20 protein-coding genes are annotated in these 19596 nt (G+C 62.5%); 10 read left to right on the plus strand and 10 right to left on the minus strand.

The genetic code is table 11. The features are described from left to right. Positions 1-265: 265 nt before the first annotated feature. Positions 266-2068, plus strand: coding sequence for a sulfatase family protein (locus QTI45_RS32695; RefSeq protein ID WP_286373192.1), 1803 nt, complete (start codon positions 266-268; stop codon positions 2066-2068). A gap of 314 nt (positions 2069-2382) precedes the next feature. Here QTI45_RS32695 and QTI45_RS32700 read toward each other — a convergent pair whose 3' ends face one another. From QTI45_RS32700 to QTI45_RS32710, 3 genes are read right to left on the minus strand one after another with little or no spacing between them, the layout of a single operon-like run. Continuing rightward, positions 2383-3300, minus strand: a complete 918-nt coding sequence (locus QTI45_RS32700; protein WP_286373193.1) for an alpha/beta hydrolase — start codon at positions 3298-3300, stop codon at positions 2383-2385. A 4-nt stretch (positions 3301-3304) separates the two neighbouring features. Then, positions 3305-4279, minus strand: a complete 975-nt coding sequence (locus QTI45_RS32705) for a Bug family tripartite tricarboxylate transporter substrate binding protein (RefSeq protein WP_286657315.1) — start codon at positions 4277-4279, stop codon at positions 3305-3307. Positions 4280-4305: 26 nt separating this feature from the next. Further along, a complete protein-coding gene (locus QTI45_RS32710; protein WP_286373195.1) occupies positions 4306-5187 on the minus strand; it encodes a TauD/TfdA dioxygenase family protein in 882 nt (293 codons plus the stop codon). Between the two features lie 23 nt (positions 5188-5210). Between QTI45_RS32710 and QTI45_RS32715 the strand changes: the two genes are divergently transcribed. From QTI45_RS32715 to QTI45_RS32730, 4 genes are all read left to right on the plus strand, one after another. Further along, complete coding sequence (locus QTI45_RS32715; protein WP_286373196.1) at positions 5211-6260, plus strand: LysR family transcriptional regulator; 1050 nt, start codon at positions 5211-5213, stop codon at positions 6258-6260. Positions 6261-6409: 149 nt separating this feature from the next. Then, a complete protein-coding gene (locus QTI45_RS32720) occupies positions 6410-7408 on the plus strand; it encodes a Bug family tripartite tricarboxylate transporter substrate binding protein (RefSeq protein WP_286657316.1) in 999 nt (332 codons plus the stop codon). Positions 7409-7422: 14 nt separating this feature from the next. Further along, the gene (locus QTI45_RS32725; RefSeq protein ID WP_286373233.1) at positions 7423-8919 is read left to right on the plus strand and encodes a hydroxymethylglutaryl-CoA lyase-like TIM-barrel protein; all 1497 of its coding nucleotides are present in this window, start codon (positions 7423-7425) and stop codon (positions 8917-8919) included. Positions 8920-9021: 102 nt separating this feature from the next. Further along, positions 9022-10014, plus strand: a complete 993-nt coding sequence (locus tag QTI45_RS32730; protein ID WP_286373198.1) for a tripartite tricarboxylate transporter substrate binding protein — start codon at positions 9022-9024, stop codon at positions 10012-10014. Between the two features lie 299 nt (positions 10015-10313). Here QTI45_RS32730 and QTI45_RS32735 read toward each other — a convergent pair whose 3' ends face one another. The 7 genes from QTI45_RS32735 to QTI45_RS32765 are packed head-to-tail and all read right to left on the minus strand — an operon-like array spanning position 10314 to position 15762. Continuing rightward, on the minus strand, positions 10314-10910 hold the full coding sequence (locus tag QTI45_RS32735) for a flavodoxin (RefSeq protein ID WP_286657317.1): 597 nt from the start codon (positions 10908-10910) through the stop codon (positions 10314-10316). Positions 10911-10927: 17 nt separating this feature from the next. Next, complete coding sequence (locus QTI45_RS32740) at positions 10928-11332, minus strand: (R)-mandelonitrile lyase (protein ID WP_286657318.1); 405 nt, start codon at positions 11330-11332, stop codon at positions 10928-10930. A 33-nt stretch (positions 11333-11365) separates the two neighbouring features. After that, the gene (locus QTI45_RS32745; RefSeq protein ID WP_286373200.1) at positions 11366-12259 is read right to left on the minus strand and encodes a formylglycine-generating enzyme family protein; all 894 of its coding nucleotides are present in this window, start codon (positions 12257-12259) and stop codon (positions 11366-11368) included. Beyond that, complete coding sequence (locus QTI45_RS32750) at positions 12256-13107, minus strand: SDR family oxidoreductase (RefSeq protein WP_286657319.1); 852 nt, start codon at positions 13105-13107, stop codon at positions 12256-12258. The genes QTI45_RS32745 and QTI45_RS32750 overlap by 4 nt, the downstream gene beginning before the upstream one ends. Positions 13108-13163: 56 nt before the next feature. Beyond that, entirely contained in the window at positions 13164-14147 is a 984-nt protein-coding gene (locus QTI45_RS32755; RefSeq protein ID WP_286657320.1) for an aldo/keto reductase, read from the minus strand. Between the two features lie 30 nt (positions 14148-14177). After that, positions 14178-14756: an NAD(P)H-binding protein gene (locus QTI45_RS32760; protein ID WP_286657321.1), complete on the minus strand. Its 579-nt coding sequence runs from the start codon at positions 14754-14756 to the stop codon at positions 14178-14180. Between the two features lie 13 nt (positions 14757-14769). Further along, complete coding sequence (locus tag QTI45_RS32765; protein WP_286657322.1) at positions 14770-15762, minus strand: aldo/keto reductase; 993 nt, start codon at positions 15760-15762, stop codon at positions 14770-14772. 102 nt (positions 15763-15864) lie between these two features. Here QTI45_RS32765 and QTI45_RS32770 point away from each other — a divergent pair, with 102 nt between their 5' ends. From QTI45_RS32770 to QTI45_RS32785, 5 genes are all read left to right on the plus strand, one after another. Further along, positions 15865-16785 carry a LysR family transcriptional regulator gene (locus QTI45_RS32770; protein WP_286657323.1) on the plus strand — a complete coding sequence of 307 codons (921 nt, stop codon included), beginning with the start codon at positions 15865-15867 and terminating at the stop codon, positions 16783-16785. Between the two features lie 137 nt (positions 16786-16922). Beyond that, on the plus strand, positions 16923-17219 hold the full coding sequence (locus tag QTI45_RS32775) for a chemotaxis protein CheB (RefSeq protein ID WP_286657324.1): 297 nt from the start codon (positions 16923-16925) through the stop codon (positions 17217-17219). Between the two features lie 431 nt (positions 17220-17650). After that, positions 17651-17857 (plus strand): hypothetical protein, encoded by a 207-nt coding sequence (locus tag QTI45_RS32780; RefSeq protein WP_286657325.1) that lies wholly within the window; start codon positions 17651-17653, stop codon positions 17855-17857. A gap of 115 nt (positions 17858-17972) precedes the next feature. After that, the gene (locus tag QTI45_RS35450; RefSeq protein WP_353621370.1) at positions 17973-18572 is read left to right on the plus strand and encodes an OmpA family protein; all 600 of its coding nucleotides are present in this window, start codon (positions 17973-17975) and stop codon (positions 18570-18572) included. A 199-nt stretch (positions 18573-18771) separates the two neighbouring features. Continuing rightward, positions 18772-19491 (plus strand): response regulator transcription factor, encoded by a 720-nt coding sequence (locus tag QTI45_RS32785; protein WP_286657326.1) that lies wholly within the window; start codon positions 18772-18774, stop codon positions 19489-19491. Positions 19492-19596 lie beyond the last annotated feature (105 nt).

A 19596-nucleotide genomic window follows, 5' to 3' on the forward strand; every position in this document is an offset into this window, starting at 1 on the left:
GCAATCCCGGCCAGGAACGGCCGCTCGCTGGAGCACGGGCTACGTCGGGTCTGCTTGAATGCTGCCTTTGCGGGGTCACCGTCCACCCAACTCTCTGCTTCCTTCTGTGCCGTCTAGGCTTGGACCCCCTCGGGCGCGGCGCCCCCGGGGGCAATGGCGTTCCGCCGTGATAAGGAATAAGCTTCCACATTCAGTCAAGGGGCCTTGCGCACCATTGCATTCATCCGGAGCACCAGTGTCCCGTTGGCTTTAACGAGGAGTGGGCATGGATCACAACAAGCGGATCGACTCTGCGGCATCGCGGCGGGAGTTCCTGGGTGGTGCGGCTGGACTGGGAGTCATGGCGCTGGGCCTTGGCGCACATGAGGAGGCGGGCGGTCAACCTGCCACCACCGCTCGAAACACCTCAGCGGGCGCAGCAAGCGGCCCCTACAACATCTTGTTCATTTTGGTCGACCAGGAGCGCCATTTCCGCCCGGGCGAGCTTCCGGCCGGCTATCGGCTGCCGGCCCATGAGCGGTTGAAGAAGCAAGGCACGACGTTCGTCAACCACCGCATCGGCTCGTGCGTGTGCACGCCCTCCCGCTCGGTGATCTATACCGGGCAGCACATCCAGCAGACGAAGATGTTCGACAACACGAACTTCCCCTGGATCGAGAGCATGTCCACCGAGATTCCCACGCTGGGTGACCTGCTCCGGAATGCCGGCTACTACACGGCGTACAAGGGCAAGTGGCACCTGACGAGAGAGTTCGAGACGGTCAATGAGCACGGCAACTTGACGAAGATCTTCACGCAGGAGATGGAAGCCTACGGCTTCTCCGATTACTTCGGTGTCGGCGACATCATCGCGCACACAAGGGGGGGCTACCTTCACGACGGCATCATCTCGGCGATGGGCGTGAACTGGCTCCGCGGCAAGGGACGCGAACTGGCGGCGGAACAGAAGCCGTGGTTCCTCGCAGTGAACCTCGTCAACCCGCACGATGTGATGTACTACAACACGGATGCGCCGGGCACGGCGGTTCAAACGAAACGTGGCATCAAGCGTGTCGATCGCGACCCGGTCGACCCGCTTTACGCGAAGCAGTGGGAGTACCGGACTCCGGCGAGTCATGGGCAGGCGCTCGATGCTCCGGGGCGTCCACCCGCACATCGGGATTTCCTGCATGCTCATGACGCCTTGGTCGGCACCATCCCGAATGAGGAAGCCCGTTGGCGCCGGCGGCACAACTACTACTTGAATTGCATGCGCGATGTGGATCGAAACATTGCGACGCTTCTTTCCGAGCTGGACGCCTCGGGGCTGTCCGACAAGACGATCGTGATCCTAACCGCCGATCATGGCGATATGGACGGCGCGCACCAACTGCACGCCAAGGGTGCTGTCGCGTACCGCGAGCAGAACAACGTGCCCTTCATCGTTTCCCATCCGGCCTTCGCGGGCGGCAAGCAGTGCAAGGCGGTCACTTCGCACGTCGACATTGCGCCAACACTGATTGGACTCACAGGAGTGGCCCCCGACAAACGGTCGGTCATCGCCAAAGGACTTCCTGGCAAGGATGTTTCCGGACTCCTCGCGGCTCCCGAGCGCGCCGATTTCGCGGCTGTGCGCGACGGGGCGCTCTTCAACTACAACATGTTTGCGTACATCGACGGCGACTTCCTGAACAAGGCCGTCGACTACATGCAAAAGGGCGGGAAATCGAGTGAGCTCCAGAACGCGGGCATCCGCCCAGACATGATGAAGCGCGGCGCGGTTCGGTCGGTGTTCGATGGCCAGTACGTGTTCGCGCGCTATTTTTCGCCGAAGCAGCACAACCGACCCACCACGGTGGAGGAGCTCTATCGTTCGAACGATGTCGAGCTGTTCGATGTGCGGGCCGATCCGAGCGAGATGAACAATCTCGGCACGCAAGGCGGGCGAAACCGGGAGCTTGTCCTCGCAATGAACGAGAAGCTCAACCGGCTAGTAGATGCCGAAGTCGGCGAAGACCGCGGGCAGATGCTTCCCGGCGGCATCGACGCCGGTTGGGAGGTTACGGCGGAGACAATGTCGGGGGCTTGAGCCTCTCGCGCCTCGCGCAACTCCATCCCCGCTGGCTTTTTCAGGTTGTGCGGGCCCGCGACCGCTCCCGCGTGCATCGCTGACATTCGAAGCGAGAACTCAAAGGATGGCAACGGGCCGTGAGCACGCCTTCGTGACGAGATCGCGGATTGGAACTGACGGCCAGAACCGGGTGTACACCAATGACCGCTCCGGAGCGGGCTGGTGCCCACCAGCGGGGAGGAGTCCAAGCTAACAGCCAGCATAGATCTGTCCAGTTCTTGCGTCTACCCGGCGGCGCTGCGGCATGTCCTTAGTCGCCAGCCCAGTTTCGCTCACAAGTGCTTGCTAAACCACTCGAGCGCCGCCTCGCTTCCTTCGTCAAATCCGCTGAAGTAGATGCCGTAGTGGTCGATGCCGTCGATGACCTTGTAATGGACCGGTACAGTCCCTTCCGACTTCAGAATGTCATAGGCCTTGCCGCTGTTCTCCCTGATGTCGAACAGCTCTTCGTTGCCCGCGTCCATCATCAACGTGGGGACCTTGAGCTTGCTCACCTCGTCGATGGTGTTGTACTGAAGAAAGCGTGCCAAGTGCGGTGTGCCGGCGAGCCCCGGATAGGCATCGATCCCTTGGGGCACCGGCGCGATCCTGCCCCTGGCAATGTCGACGGCCCGCTGCCTGGCGTGCGCGGCCAACGGCCCCTTGAGAACGGATGAGAGCGACGCGACTTGAATCGCCAGCACCTTGATGCGGTCGTCGTTCGCGGTGTGGTGCATCGCGATGCCGCCGCCGAAGCTGGTGCCCCATGCCCCGATGCGGTCCGGATCCACGTTCGGTTCTCCTTCGATGAAGTCGACGGCGGACCGGTAGTTTTGCAGCCATTCAACAGGATCGACCACTTCGCGGACGAGGCGAACCTTCGCGACGACCTCGTTCGACTCCTCCAAGTCGGGTCGATCGCCGACCAGCAGCACATGGCTCCCCGAGGCGGCCCATCCGCTGTAGGTAAAGCAAAGGCTCACGATGCCGGCTTCTGCGAACTTCGCCGCATACCGCTCACCGGTCGATTTGCTCCCGCCCCAACCGTGGGACAGCACGACTGCCGGTGCACGCCGGTCTCCACCAAGGTCCTTCGGGCGATAGAGGTCGGCATCCAGCGCAATTCCGTTGCTCCAGATCTTCACGCGGGTCCGCTCGACCGTGTCCGGCATGACGAGCTTGGGGTATTCAGGTTCCCTCGGCGTCGACATGTGCTCAATCCACCTTGATGGCGTTCGTTCTGACAATCGATTGCCAGACCTTGAGATCGGCCGCCACGATCTGTTTGAACTCGGTTGAACTCTTCGGCGGTGGGCTTGAAAGATTGAGCTGAAGCATCCGTGCTCGGATCTCCGGATCGGCCAGAACCTTGATGATCTCGCGATGGAGTCGGCTGACGACGGCGTCCGGCGTGGCCCTGGGAACGAAGACGCCGTACCAGCCGTCCACAGCGAAGTCCACGTCTTGCTCCTTGAACGTCAGCACGTCTGCAAGGCCCGGCGCACGTGCAGTGCCGGAGTTGCCCAATGCCTTGATCTTCCCGGCCTTGACCAGCGGGACTGAACTCGCGGCATCGACGAACGCGACCTTGACGAGCCCGCCTGCCATGTCCTGATAAATCTGGGGCGTCGACTTGTACGGCACATGCGAAAGATTGAGCCCATATCGGTTCTTCAGCCACTCCATCACGAGGTGGCCGCTGGAACCTACGCTCCACGTGGCGTAGTTGATCTGGCCGGGGTGAGCCTTTGCATGGGCGATGAATTCACGCAGGTTGGTGGCAGGAAAGTCGGGCGCCACGACGAGATTGACCCCACCGGCGCCGAGTTGTGCGACCGGGCTGAGCTTGTCAAGCACATTGACGGCCAGCGCAGGTTGCAGCGCCTGATTGATCACTGTTGCACTGGCGCCGCCGAACAGCACCGTGTAGCCGTCGGGTCTGGAGTTTGCGACGTCCGCCGTGGCGACGAGCCCATTGGCCCCGACCTTGTTCTCCACGATGACCGGCTGCATCAGCGACTGCGACATGCTGTTGGCGACCAGGCGCAGCAATACGTCGCCGCCGGTCCCAGCGGTCGTGCCGATCACCATGCGGACGGGACGGGCGGGCCATGCTTCCTCGGCACGCAACGGAGCGGCAATCGCGGCGCTCGCCAGGACCGCCAGCACAAGAAGTCTTGCGAAGTTCATGACGTCTCCATTGGTATGCGCTGCGTTCAGGCCGCCTCGGCCATCGGGCTCTGGACCGCGACCCGTGTCGGGTCGGCCGCAGCAGGCGCATGGCCGTTGATGGTCACCCGATGCCCATGCCGCCGCGCCGGGAAGTAGTCCCACAAGGCGTGATGTTGCGTGCATCGGTTGTCCCAGAACGCGATCGAATTGTGCTCCCAGCGAAAGCGACACTGGAACAGAGGGTGCGCCAAGTGGTCATAGAGAAAGCCAAGCAGTGCATCGCTCTCTGCCCGGGTGAGTTGGGGAATGTGGGTAGTGAAGCCACTGTTGACGAACAGGATCTTCCTGCCGGTTTCGGGGTGAACCGTCACGACCGGATGCTCAGTGCGTGAATAGGCAATATCCACCGGCTTGACGCCAAGACCGTTCAACCACGGCTTGGCGCCATCGTGGATCGCAGTCAGGCCCTCAAGCAAGGTTTTCATGCTCGTCGACAGGGCATCGTAGGCGGCGTACATGCTCGCCCACAGCGTGTCGCCGCCCACCGGCGGGACATCCGTCAAGTGGAGCATGCTGGCCATGGGCGGCGCTTGGTCGCAGCTCACGTCGGTGTGCCAGCTCTCGCCCGTCGCACGGGTGGAATTTGCATCCGCATGAACCACCAGAAGCTCCGGGTGCTCCGGATGGCGGCTGCGCTTGACCGGGTGCACGTGGAGCGAGCCGAATTGCTTGCCCAGGCTCATGTGCTGCTGCGGCGACAGCTGCTGGTCGCGGAAGAAGATCACCTGGTTGTCCCACAGCGCTTGCTTGATGCGGGCCAAATCCCCGGGCGCCACAGGCTTGCTCAAGTCGACGCCGAACACTTCGGCTCCGATGGTCGGGGTGAGCTTGCGGATGGTCAGATTGCCTTCATGGATGGCGTTCATGGGGTGGTCTCCGATGAGTTTCGTTGGGCGATGCGCTGACCGAAGTCTGGTCAAAGCCGCTCGAAAACACCAATGAAAGCCTGGGCCGCGCGCATTACTCTTTGGTTATGTCGACCCGCCGCCCACGAGCATCTCCACCTGTCAGCGCGCAGGCCTTTCTGCAGCGACATCTCAAGCTGCGCCAACTTCGCCTGTTGGTAGCACTCGACCAGCATCGCCACGTCGGCCGGGTCGCCGAGGCCATGCACCTAACGCAGCCGGCCGTCTCGAAGGCCCTGGCGGAACTTGAACGCGGGCTCGGGATGTCACTCTTTGCTCGGACGCCCCAAGGGCTGGTTCCCACGCCTGAAGGCGTTTGTCTGACCCGCCATGCGCAATCCGTCCATGAAGACCTGAACCGCGCCGCCCTGGCACTGGACTCGATCGGCCAGCCCGAGGTCTGGCGCGTGGCGGTAGGGGCTATGCACGGCACCACATCGGTCATACCCATGGCGTTCGAGCGCCTGCAACGACAGCGAACACCGACGACAGCTTTCGATCTCACGGTGCAGGAAGGCTCTCCCGACCTATTGCTACCCCTGCTGCGCGCTGGAAAGCTGGATGTCGTGATGGGCGTGGCGCCGGAACGGAGCGCCGCGGCCGATCTGCACGTCGTGCCGCTGTATGTCGACCCCATGGTGTGGATGGTGGCGCCCGGCCATCCGCTGGCTCGCGCCGATCGACCCACACTGCACGATCTGGCCGACTCGATGTGGGTATTGCCGCCCCGTGTGGCCCGGGTGCGCGCCGTGATCGACGCGATGCTTCGCAGGAACAGGGTGCTCGTGCCATCCAGGCTGGTGGAGACCGTGTCGTTCGATTCGTTGCTTGGCATGGTTTGCGACCACGGTGCGGTTGCGCTGTCAACCAGACGGCTTGCCCGCAGTGCCGAGACTCGCGGGCTCGTGCAGGTGCTCGACATCGACATGGCCGGGCTGGTCCTCCCGATTTCGGCAATGACGCTGGTCGAGCCGGAACCGAGCGCCTATGCGGTCGAATTCTTCCAGTGTCTGGTGGAGGCCTCGGCACGATAGATTGGCTCCCGCGACCGCCTCGGGCGCCAGGTTGGTGGGCCTCCATGACCAAAGAGTTATGGGCTTGGCTTGGGTTTTCATTGGTGTTTTGGCGTAACGTTGTTCAGACTTCAGGCAACGCCATCAACGACAAACATCAGAGACAACCCATGAAGCGACAACTGACTCCGCCCATTCTTCGCCGCACCCTGGGAGCCGTCGTTGCCGCCGCTTTCGCAGTGCTGGCCTCGCCCGCCGCGTTGGCACAGGTACCCACCGACAAGCCGATTCGCATCGTCGCGGCCGGGCCAGCCGGCGCGACCACCGACATCGTGGCGCGCCTTTTGGCGGACGGCCTGCAAAAGGAACTGAATCAGACGGTCGTCGTCGATCCGAAGCCCGGCGCCGGTGGTGCGGTGGCAGTGAACGATTTGATGCAGGCGCCGCACGACGGCCATACGGTGCTCGTCGCGCTCAACGCGCTGGTCAGCGAGATCCCTCATATCGTCAAGCTGCGCTTCGACATGGCCAAGGAAATTAAGCCGCTCGCCGAACTTGGGCGCGCAGGCATCGTGATGGTGGGTCACCCGTCGGTACCCGCGAAGAGCCTGGGCGAGGTGATCAGCTATGTCAAGACATCTCCGGGCAAGGTGAGCTATGCCTCCTACAGCGCCGGCACACTGTCGCATGTGATGGGGCTGCAGTTGAACAAGGCTGCCGGCATCGACATGTCGCATGTCGGCTACAAAGGCTCGACCCCCGCGCTCACCGACGTGATGGGTGGCCACGTACCACTGATGTTCGACGGGATCCCGACCGCGATTCCGATGATCAAGGCCGGCAAGATCGTCCCCTACGCGGTCAGCCTCCCGCAGCGTTCGCCGCTGCTGCCCAACGTGCCGACATTCGCCGAACTCGGCTACCCGCAACTCGAAGCGACGGGCTGGCAGGGACTGTGGGTAACGCCCGACGTGCCGGCAGCGGCGCAGAACCGGCTGCGCGAAGCGGCCCTGAAGGTGATGGCGCAACCCGCGACGCGCGAGCGACTCAGGGAATTGGGCCTCGAACCGGGCCAGCCGCGGACGCCGGACGAGTTGGTGAAGTCGCTGCGCGTCGACTACGACCGCGTTGGCGCCGTGCTGAAGTCGATCGACTTCAAGCCCGAGTGAGCAAGAGTGCAGCCATGCTCGAACACCTCAAGAAAGTCGTCGCTGCGGAAACCGCGCGCACCGGCAAGCGCCGCACGATCCACCTGACTGACGACACCCTGCGTGACGGCCAGCAATGTCTGTGGGCCACCCGCATGCGCACCGAGCACATGCTGCCGATCGCCGAGCGCATGGACCGCGCCGGCTTCCTGTCGATGCAGGCGATCGCGCTGGTCCAGTTCGATGCCAGCGTCCTGTTCCTGAACCAGGACCCGTTCGAGCGCATCCGCCTGCTGCGTGAGCGGATCACGCACACGCCGATGCGCGGCGCCGTGCGCAGCAACCTGATGCGCGGCTTCTTTCCGGTGGCCGATGACATTTCCGAGCTCTTCGTCGAACGGCAGATCGCCAACGGCATCCGCGACATCGCGGTCTTCGACGCCTTGATGTGCTCGGAAAACCTCGCCTCCAGCATCGGCACGGCGCGCCGCCTCGGTGCCCATGTGACCCTCGGGCTCGGCTACAACATCGCGCCGGGCTATGACGACGCCTTGTACGCAAGCAAGGCGCGTGAAGGTGTGGAGCGTTTCGGCGTGCAGGCCGTCGCGCTCGCCGATGCGGCTGGCATCCTAACGATCGAACGGGTGCGCACGCTGGTGCCGGCGCTGAAGCTTGCCATCGGCGACAACGCACGACTGGAGTTCAATACCCATTGTCTGACCGGGCTCGGACCGCTGCTCGCGATCGAGGCCGCGGTGCATGGCGCCGACAGCATCCTCACGGCGGTGGACCCGCTTGCCAATGGCAACTCGCTGCCGGCCAGCCAGATGATCGCGCGCAACCTGCGCGAGGTCGGCTTCGACGTGGTGGTGGATGACCGCCTGCTGGATGAGGTGGGCGACTACCTCGGCGCACTGGCAGAACGGGAAGGGATGCCCGTCGGCGTGCCTGCCGAGTACGAGCCCAGCCACTACATCACGCAGTACGCGGGCGGGGCAATGAGCAACCTGGAATCGCAGCTCAAGCTCGCCGGCATGATGGACAGGATGCCGGCAGTGCTGGAGGAGATCGGACGGGTTCGCGTGGAGCTTGGCTCGCCGATCATGGTCACGCCCTATCCCGCGATCATCTCTGCGCAGGCGGTGATGAACGTGCTGAACGGCGAGCGCTACAAGGTTGTGCCGGACGAAGTGAAGAAGTATGTCTGCGGCTATTTCGGCGAGCTGCCGCTGCCGGTGGATGCGAACGTCAAGGACCGGATCATCGCCAACGGATCGAAGGACGTAGCTCTCATTCCCCCCGTCATCGAACCGGTGCTGCCAGGCCTGCGCCAGCGCTACAAAAACATCGGGGACGATGAATTGCTGCTGCGCTATATGTACGGCGACGAGAAGATCAACGCGCTGAAGCCGACGCCTGCAGACGACAGCTACGGCCTGCGACACCCGGTGGTCGACCTCGTGAACGGCCTGGCGCAACGCGAGCGCAAGGCGCAAGTGGCCGGCAGCGGCTTCTCGCTGAGCGCGAACTAGGCTCGTCGACTGCCCATCCTCCAAGGTCCCCATTTTCCACATGGAGAACACGAAGCGGACCCTCCGGGAGCTCCCACGTTCGGCGAAACCAAGGAAAGAATCATGCGTAATTTTGGTAGGGTGAAGCTAAGCACGTGGCTTTTGGCCGCAATGCCCCTCGCGCTGGCCGGCTCGAACGCTGGGGCGCAGAGCACGTACCCCGCTCAGCCCATCAAGATGATGGTCGGCTTTGCGCCTGGAAGTGCGACCGACGTGCTGTCTCGCGTCGTGGCGCAGGGCCTATCCGAACGGATGGGACAACCGGTCGTCGTCGACAACAAGTCCGGAGCCGGCGGGAGTCTTGCAGCGGACGCCGTCGCGAAGTCCAAACCCGATGGCCATACGCTGCTGTTCGTGTCGAGCGCGATCGCTGTCAATCCGGCCGTGTATCCGAAGCTCACATTCGATGTCAACGCGGATCTGACCCCCATCTCGCTCGTCGGCCGCGCCCCCCTCGTCATGCTCGTCAACCAATCGGTCGGAGTGAAAAACTTGAGCGAATTCATCGCTAAGGCCAAGACCAAGCCCGGGGCGCTGAACTTCGGGTCCTCCGGCCAGGGTGGCGCCGCCCACATGGCCACCGAGCTGTTCAGCATGACCGCCGAGGTAAAGCTGGTGCATGTTCCCTACCGCGGCAACAGCCAGGCCATCACAGCGCTCCTCGGGGGCGATGTCGATCTGATGATGGACACCCTCATCAACGCACTGCCTCAGCTCAAATCACCGAAGATTCATCCGTTGGCCATCACGGGTGATGCGCGGTCGGCACTCGCACCCGACGTGCCCACCTTCCGAGAGATGGGATTGCCCCAGTTCGACACCCGAGTCATGTTCGGTGTGATGGGACCGGCCAACATGCCCAAGACCATGGTCGATCGGATCAACAAGGAGATTGCTGCAACACTGAAATCAAAGGATGTAGCGAGTCGGCTTTCGGAAGCGGGAGGGCTGACGCTCGATGGCGGGAGCCCGGAGGAGTTCCGGCTCACGCTTCGAAAGGAACTGGCGATGTGGAAGAAGGTTGCCGCGGAGGCGAAGGTCGTCGCCGATCAATGACGACGAAGGGGCGACCATCGAACGACTGCTTTTTGGCGACGAGCTTGGCGAATAGAACTTCCGCTTCGGGCCCTCCCCTGCCCTCCATCAGCGCCCGTCGTGCGGCTCCTGCGCAGCGGTAACCGTCTTTCGCTCGGCGGCGGCCGAGGACTCAGTTCGGCCAGGACCGGACATTGAGGACCGCCGCCTGAATCGGATACAACAGGGCCTCAGACCAAAGATCATGCGCAGCCCTGCTTGCCGTAGCACACCGATGCAGCGCCCCTTCAAACGCTTCCCTTGATGTGTCTTTTGCTTCGCTATCTGGGTTTAGCCAGTCGGTTGCCCAGCCAGGCGTTGACGCGGTCCATGGTTTGCCGCTCCTGATCAGCCTGCATCGTGAAGGCAGGCCGTAGCTGAGCGCGGGGAGCGTGGCGAGCGATGACGCGCTCGCTGTTGCCGAGGCCATAGCCTCCATGGGTTATGAACGGGAGGAGCGCTTTGGCACTCAGATCGTGGGATGACAAAAAGCTGCGGATGAGCGGCGGGGCCGTCTCGCCCCAGATGGGCAGGCCGAGGAAGACAGTCGCATAGCGGGCGATGTCCGGCACCTTCGCTTTGAGGGGCGGTTCAACGCCCTTGTCACGCTCCTGCCGCGCCTGTTCAACCGTTGCGAGATATTCGTCCGGGTAGGGGTTCGCTGGCACGATCTCAAACATGTCCGCGCCAAAAGCGCGTTGGATCAAGCCGGCAACCACACGCGTGTTGCCGGTCCGCGAGAAGTAGGCAACGAGAACGGGCTCTTCAGGCCGGGCTATGCCCTGCCCAAAGGCAGAAGATGTCAACGTGCTTCCGAGCGAAAATCCAGCCACAGCGGCAAGTGCTTCGCGGCGCGTCCGGTCAGCAAAATCGTCCATTGCTCGTTCCTCTCATCTCAGGCTGGACCGCCGAGGTATTCCTCGTCGGTCACCTTTTCGAGCCAGTTCACAGCCTTGCCGTCCAGCGACTCCTGAATCGCCATGTGCGTCATGGCCGTGGTCGGCGTTGCGCCATGCCAGTGCTTGTGGCCGGGCGGGCACCAGATCACATCGCCAGCCCTGATCTCGACGATCGGCTCTCCTTCACATTGGGTCCACCCGCAACCAGCCGTCACGACCAGGATTTGACCGAGCGGATGGGTGTGCCACGCCGACCGGGCGCCTGGCTCGAACGTCACGTTGGCGCACGACACGCGTGCGGGATCAGTGGCGCTGTGAAGCGGATCGATTCGAACAGTGCCGGTGAAATAGCCTTCAGGGCCTTTTTGCGAAGCCTGTGAACCGGCGCGTTTGAGCAGCATGGGAGTTCTCCTTGTGGGGTTAGGTGTGACCGCTCAGTGCGTTGGCGGTTCGATGCGCACCAGCCGAAGACCGATGCTGATGCCGCGATAGTCCGGTGGATATGGCTTGCGGATCGACGAGTTCCAGCCACCTGAGCTTGAATGCCAGCTTCCACCGCGAACGACCTTGCTGGTACCGGATGCAGGCCCAGCAGGATCGGTTGCTGCATTCGCGGAATAAGGGCCATACCAGTCGGAAGCCCATTCCCATACATTGCCATGCATGTCATAGAGTCCCCAAGGATTGGGCTTTTTCTGCCCGACAGGGTGAGTAGCGCCACTGACAAAATCCTCGCCGTACCAGGCATGGTTGGCCAAGTCCTTTTCGTTGTCGCCAAACGAATAGAGTGTGCTCGTTCCGGCGCGGGCCGCGTACTCCCACTCGGCCTCAGTTGGCAACCTGTAGACGGGTCGCGCCTCTTTTGCGTTGAGGCGCGCAATGAACGCCTGTGCCTCGTTCCACGACACTGTGGCCGGTTGGTCAGGCCGGCGTAGGCGCTGCGCCATGCCGGGCAGGTCGTAGAACGGGTTTGAGCGCGAGCCTTCAAAAGGGCTCTTCTCCATCACCATCTCCCACTGCGCCTGTGTTACTTCATGGCGGGCCATGTAGAACGAGCGGCTGATGTGCACTTCATGACGCGGGCGCTCTGAAGTGCCCGCTTCCCGCTCCTGATCGCCGGCGCCCATCCGGAAGCTTCCCGCGGGGACCAAAACAAAGGCCATGTTCAGGCGCTTGTCCAGGTACGACTGCGTCGAAGCAGTTGGTGGCGCAGCCTCCGCCGTCTGCACCGTGGCCATGGCTGCCATTAATGCGCCTGCGGTCCATTGCAGGGCTCGCCTTTTCCAGTTGGCATGGCTCGTTCGCGCGGCGTCATCAACGATCTTCATGACTCTGCCTTCTTCGTCTTTTCACTAGGGGCGAGTTCGCCGAAGAAGAAGGAGGCAGTGACACCGCCATCCATCAGGATGTCGCTCCCCGTGAAGAAAGTGCCTTCCGGCCCCATCAGCAGTGCCGCAATGGCGCCGACTTCGTCGGGTGTGCCGCCGCGTCCCGCGGGGCTCAGATCGAGCATGCGGCGATAACCTTCACCGCGCGGCCCCGTGAGCTCATCCCGCGCGAGCGGCGTGAAGATGATCCCGGGGCTGATGGTGTTGACCCTCGCGCCGCGTTTGCCCCAGCGCACGGCTTCTGCCATCACACGCAGCGCGTTGGCGCGCTTGGAGAGCTGATAGGCATGGAGGGAGTCCTTGATCTGGTCAGCCCGCAAGAATGCAAGCTGCAAGAGATCGTCGGCAGGGGTCAACGCAAGCGCCTGGTTCTGCTCTTCGCTCAGCGCGCCGAGGCGGTGGCCGGATTGCGAAGCAATGACGACGCCGGATCCTCCGGCTGCGATCTGGTTGCCGAATTCTTCGAGCACGAGCGCCGTCCCGTAGAGGTCGACATGCAGGATGGTTTCCGGCGACGCCTGCGAAGGCGAGACGCCGGCCGCATGGATGACGCGGCTGATGGGGCCGAGCGCAGCGGCCTGCTCAGCAAGAGCATGAACGGATTCGCGCTTCGAGACATCGACCGTTCCGGTCTCGACTTCAAAGCCGGCACCGAGCAACACCTCGGCGGCGCGGTCTGCATTTTCCTTCTTGAGGTCAGCCAGAAGGATCCTGCGGCCCGCGCTCACGCGCCGCGCAACTGCCTGGCCAATGGAGCCTGCGCCGATCAGTACAACGACTTCTTTCATGGACCTATCCCTTCGTATGTGTGATTGAGGGCGCGGACCATCCGCGCCTGTCTGCGTCAGCGTCCGACGAGCTTTTGCCGGTCTGCGGAGTAGCGCTCGCCCTGGACGGGCGTCTGCTGAACCGCTGCTTCGATCTCGGCAAGGTCCTCTGCGCTCAGCGATACGTCCGCTGCGCCAATGTTCTCTTCAAGCCTGTGCAGCTTGGTGGTGCCGGGGATCGGCACGATCCAAGGTTTTTGCGCCAGCAGCCATGCAAGCGCCAACTGGGCAGGGGTCACACCTTTGCGCGACGCGATGCTGGCAAGGCTGTCGACCAGCGCGCGGTTCGCCTGGCGCGCTTCCGGCGCAAAGCGCGGGACGCTGTTGCGGAAATCTGTTGCACCAAAAGCAGTTTTTTCGTCGATGGCACCGGTAAGGAACCCCTTGCCGAGCGGGCTGAACGGCACGAAGCCGATGCCCAGTTCTTCCAGCAACGGAAGAATCTCCTTCTCGGGCGCGCGCCACCACAGCGAGTATTCGCTCTGGAGCGCGGTGACGGGTTGCACGGCATGCGCACGGCGGATGCTTTCAACTCCAGCTTCCGAGAGACCGAAGTGCTTGACCTTGCCCTCCTCGATCAGTTGCTTGACTGTTCCAGCAACATCATCGATCGGCACGTTCGGGTCGGTGCGGTGTTGGTAGAAAAGATCGATGCGGTCCGTGCGCAGACGCTTCAGCGCTTCTTCTGCGACCTGGCGGATACGCTCCGGCCGCGAGTCGAGGCCCTTTCGCGTATCTCCCTCCTTGAAGCCGAACTTGGTCGCGATCACGACCTTGTCGCGCATGGGTTCGAGCGCTTCGCCAACGACGCTTTCGTTGATGAATGGCCCGTAGGCTTCCGCGCTGTCGAAGAAGGTAACGCCGCGATCAAACGCCGCCCGGATCAGCTTTATCGCTTCGGACGTGTCGGTCGCGGGGCCGTAGCCGTAGCTAAGGCCCATGCAGCCGAGGCCGAGCGTGGAAACGGAGAGGCCGCTCTTGCCGAGCTGACGCTGTTGCATGATGTGTTCCTTTTCTGTTGTGGGACCGGATTAATTGCTGACGCCGAGGCTGCTGCGGACGTGCAGCGACGGCGACAGGCAAAGCTTGGCAATGAGGTAGGCGAGACTGTTCATGGAGACGTCGTGGCCCTTGAACGGCTCGCCCTTCTGGGTGATCGTGAAGTCGATCGACGGGTCGCGGGTGAACCAGCCCGGCCGCAGGATCGTGTAGTCAAGGTCCGAAGCCTCAATCACGGCCGCCGAATCGCGGTAGGGATCAAGAATGCTCCTGTAGCTCTCGCCCGGCACCTCCCCATAGATCCCCATCGAGCTGATGAAGATCAGGCGTTTCAGTCCGGCTCTATGCATCGCACCAACGATGGCGCGCGCTTGCTGTCCCATCTCGCCGGCGAGACTGGCGTAGACAGCGTCCTGGCCTTTCATGGCAACGGTGAGCGCTGCCTCATTGGTCGCATCGCCTTCAACGATGGTGACGCGGGCAGGGGCCGGCTTCGGCAAGCGTGAAGCGCGCCGCAGAAACAGCGTCAGATGGGCATCGGTCTCAGCCAGCAATCGGGCTGTCGTGTGACGAGCCAGTTGCCCGTTGGCCCCGACGATCAGGATGTTCATCATCTTCAGTTCTTCACTTGTCTTCCATCGCGGTAAGACCTTCGGAGAGCGGCGCGCCTTTGACATCGATGGTGGCGAAAGCCGTATCGATCTCCTTCACGTCGTTGGGCGTCAGAACGAGGTCTGCTGCCGCAAGGTTGTCGTCAAGGTGCACAGACTTCGTCGCGCCCGGTATCGGAACGAGATAGGGCCGCTGCGCCAGCAGCCATGCGAGCGCGATCTGGGCTGGGGTGCAGCCCTTGCGCGCGCCGAGCCCTCGCAGGAATTCGACGACGGCAAAGTTGGCCTGGAGCGCCTCCGGCGTGAAACGCGGGAAGCTGGCACGCAGATCGTTCGCATCTTCGAACTTCGTATCTGGGGTGATCTGCCCGGTGAGGAAGCCTTGACCCAGGGGCCCCCAAGCGACGAAGCCGATGCCGAGTTCGTCGCAGAGATCGAGGAGCGCGTCTTCTGGCTCGCGCATCCAGAGCGAATAGTGGTTCTGGATCGCGGCGACCGGCTGAACAGCGTGAGCGCGGCGGATCGTTGCAGCGCCAGCCTCCGACAGGCCGAAGTGCTTGACCTTGCCTTCGGCAATGAGGTCCTTCACGGTGCCCGCAACGTCTTCGATCGGCACGGCCGGATCGACCCGGTGCTGGTAAAGCAAATCGATGCGATCGGTGCGCAGACGCTTCAGCGACGCTTCGACCACATCGCGGATATGTGAGGGGCGGCTGTCGAGGCCGACGATGGCGCCGCTCTCATCGAGCTTGAATCCAAACTTTGTTGCAATAGTGACCTGGTCTCGAATGGGCTCAAGGGCTTCGCCAACGAGCTTTTCGTTGGTGAACGGGCCGTAGCCTTCGGCCGTATCAAACAGGGTCACGCCGCGCGCAGCGGCGTCGCGGATCATCGCGATGCCTTCCTGACGATCGGCGGCCGGGCCGAGGCCAAAGCTGAGCCCCATGCAGCCAAGACCGAGGGCAGAAACGACAGGCCCGTTGGTTCCAAGTTGGCGGGTTTTCATTAAGGTCTCAATCAGATTCGTTGCGATGGATTGAATTTAGGTCTTGCCCCATTTATTGACTAGACTGCTAAACTGACATGGACTTAGTAGAGGAATCGATGAATGGGGCGTTTGGACGATCTGGCGGCATTTGCCGCGGTGGTGCGGGCCGGAAGCTTCACGCGGGCCGCGGCGCAGCTCGGCATCACCCAGTCCTCGCTGAGCCAGACGATCCGGAACCTTGAAGGCCGGCTCGACCTGAAGCTGCTGAACCGGACAACGCGCAGCGTCTCACCGACCGAAGCGGGAGAGCGCTTGTTTCAGACGGTCGCCCCGCGTTTTGCCGACATCGAGGCAGAACTAGCTGTCCTAGGCGAGCTACGCGGCAAGCCAGCTGGTCTTGTCCGAATTACCGCCACGGAGCACGCGGTGAAAACGCTGATCTGGCCGCGGCTGCTGCCTTGGCTGGCGCAATACCCGGACATCAAGATAGAGGTCAGCGCGGACAACCGCTTCACCGACATCGTGGCCGATCGCTTCGACATCGGTATTCGGCTTGGGGGCGATGTGGCGAAAGACATGATCGCTGTCAGGATCGCGCCGGATCTCCGACTGGTCGTTGTCGGCGCGCCCAGTTACTTCGCGGAGCACGGACGGCCAGAGAGCCCGGCTGAACTGGACAAGCATGACTGCATCGCAATGCGCCTGCCGACGCACGGCGGGCTTTTGAACTGGGAGTTTTCGCAAGGGACCCACACCGTAGTCAATCACGTCAATGGCCGCCTTGTCTTCAACAACAATGACCTCATGGTGTCAGCCGCGGTCGCGGGGCATGGGCTCGCGTGGCTTCCCGAAGATTTGGTTCGTCTCTCGATTGAGGCCGGTCAACTCGAGACCTGTCTTGACGCCTGGTCAATGTGTTATCCGGGGTATCACCTCTACTACGCTAGCCGCCGCGCTTCGCCCGCATTGAATCTGGTCGTCGAAGCGCTTCGCAACAACGCCGCCGCAGGTTCATCTGGCTCCTCAAACGTTCGCGCGTGATCACATCGAGGTCTCAGGGCCCGGAGCGCCGATTCGCAGCTTGCGGAAGCTGCCGTTCGCGCACAATGTCGTCTTCATCGTCCGTCGCACAGGAGAGGCGGCGTGATCCGGCACACGGGGAGAAACGATACCGACCCTTGCACGACGGAGCGGAGGCGCGGCGCTCCTCTCTGCAATTCCCTGTGGTCGGCATCGGCGCGTCCGCGGGCGGTAGCGCCGCGGCCCTGAAGCTGTTCGAACACATGACCGAGGAGCCTGGAATGGCCTTCGTGGTGTGCTGCATCTATCGCCCGAGGACGAGAGCCAGGCTGATCCGATCCTTCAACGGGTTACACGAAGCGCACGTCATCATGATGCTTGACGGCCAGCGCGAGCGATTGGAACCCGATAGCCACCGGCTGCGATGTCTAGCGAAGTCCGACACCGGCCCGTAGGCTACGTTGCTGCTGGACCCAGCGCACAGCCATCTGCTCCGCCCATCGAAGGGCCGCCCACTCAGATTGAAATCCCCGAGAGCCCTGCGCGAGCAGAAGAATTTCCGGCTCAGGCCACGGACGCAACCTTTCAAGTTGAGCTCGAAACAGCCCGGGCCGTTCCTCCACTGCGCCACAGATGAATCGCTCATCGCCGTAAGCGAATACGAGCCTGGACATCTAGCCTCCTTGACGAAAGGAAGATCAAAGCATCGATGTAGGCGGCACAGGCCAAGACCGGATTGGACTCCTCCTGGTGCAAGGAATCCCCTACATGCCCGCGTTTTTGGTTCGCAGCCGAGGCTCGAACTTCGCTCACCATCTCAGGGAGGGACACAAAACTTACACCGTAGGTGCTGGACATCGGTTGCACGAGGCGTAGCATTCTCGGGATGGAAACCAATCGAGACCGCGCCGAGGTTTTCGCCGATCTGGCTGTTATGTCTGGCCTTCTCAAACCCGGCGACGCGTTCCCCGCCGCTGTCCAACTTTTCGCGGAAAGCGTGGTCGCTGAATGCGCGGTGCTCGGCGATGGCTACGGCAGTGAAGATGAGACCGCCGGCGACCAAATCCGCGCGAGCCTTCTAAGCTCAGAGTAGCGCTTAGCGCCGCAAAGAGCTTTGCTTCAAGGAAACAAGGCGAGCCTAGACGCGTGGAAGCATGCAGTGTCGTATTCTTCGGCCCTCGTAAGGCCTCGCGGCGCGAGGCCCGGGCATCGTTCCAACGGATACCGGGCGCCACTTTTTAGGGCACGGTAGTGCGAGACCGCACCGGGCGGTCTCGCAACTCCAATCATCCTCGAAGAATTCACAAGGGCCTGCTGATTCCCTTCGGACCGGCCCCACAGGTGGCGCAGGCGCCCGCGCCTGCAGCCATGCCGCCGGCGGTGCCGTCGCGCCCCCGCCGGCAGCGTCTGGCCGCAACCCACATCGACAACACGCTGCGGAGCTCAAGTCTTCGGGCATCCGGCTACGCACGATCTTCATTGTCGGGCACACCGATCCGATGGGCACCAACGAGTTCACCCAGCGCCTGTCCCTGACACGTGCAAACTCCGTGCGTGACTACCTGGCTGGCCAAGGCGTGCCGGCGATCATCATCACGACGGAAGGCCGCAGGTTCTCGGCCCTGAAGGCGACTGAAGCCGATTGCAGGGCTCAGGGCAAGGCCAGGAAACGCACGCCGCTCATCGTATGCTTCGAGCCGAACCGGCGCGGGACATCCGCGCCCCGGGCGAGCAGCCGGGCTAACACGAGCATCGCGGCTTGCTTGGCCTGCGGAGGATCACTCGAAAACCGACTCGGCTCGGAGTGATCCTCAAATAGGTGTCATTAGTCGCTGAATAGCAAGCATGAAATGACGCAACCCCGCGTCGTGGCGGCGTGGCGTTCCGATGCAATCATTGGCCTTGACTTGGCGAACTTGCTTAGAGACCCATGCCACCTAGGCGCGACCTGCAACCCGTCTGCAACGTCGATAGTCATCAGTCGGCACACGCTCCGATCGCGAGGTCATGGGAATTCCATTTTTGACAACGACTCCCACGACAACGCCGGACTTTCGGGTGCTTCTCGTCGACGATCATGCGATTGTTCGGGAAGGCCTGAAGCACTTGCTCTGTCCAAAGGGCAGCAACTGGGCTGCGGTTGAAGCGGAGACGGGATTTCAGGCGCTCGAATTGCTGCACAAGAGCAAGTTCGATTTGGCGCTGGTCGACCTTTCCATGCCGGGGATGAACGGCCTTGAGTTGATAAGGCGTATCAAGATCGAGTTCCCTGGGGTGCGAGTCCTCGTGTTGAGCATGCTCGCGGAGGAGCAATATGCGAGGCGGGCGTTCAAGGCAGGCGCTGATGGCTATGCCACCAAGGACATGGCAGCGACGGAATTAATCCACGCCGTGCGCAAGGTGGCGGCCGGCGGGGCTTATGTCGCGGAAAGCCTTGCCGGAACGGTGATTCGGCAGCTCAACGAGGCATCTGCTCCCTCCCATGCGCGGCTGACTGATCGCGAGCTCGACATCTTGCAACGATTCGCGGCCGGACATCGGCTGACGGAAATCGGCCGCGCGCTTCATCTTTCAGCGAAAACGGTGAGCACCCATAAGACTCGCATTCAGGAGAAGCTCCATGTCACGAGTGCGGCGGAACTGATTCGATATGCACTGCAAAACCGCATTGAGGACGTGTTGCTTGAGACGAAGCAGGGGCATCGCACAACTGGGCGCCTTGAGTAGCTCCTCGAACCAGCCGCGCTTGGCTGTGTTGCAGACCGTCCCTGCCTCGATCGGCGAACGGTGGATGGCCCGATGTCGCTTTGCATACAGTGCCTAGAGAAAAAC

The sequence above is a fragment of the Variovorax saccharolyticus genome (genome assembly GCF_030316765.1).
GTDB lineage: Bacteria > Pseudomonadota > Gammaproteobacteria > Burkholderiales > Burkholderiaceae_C > Variovorax > Variovorax saccharolyticus.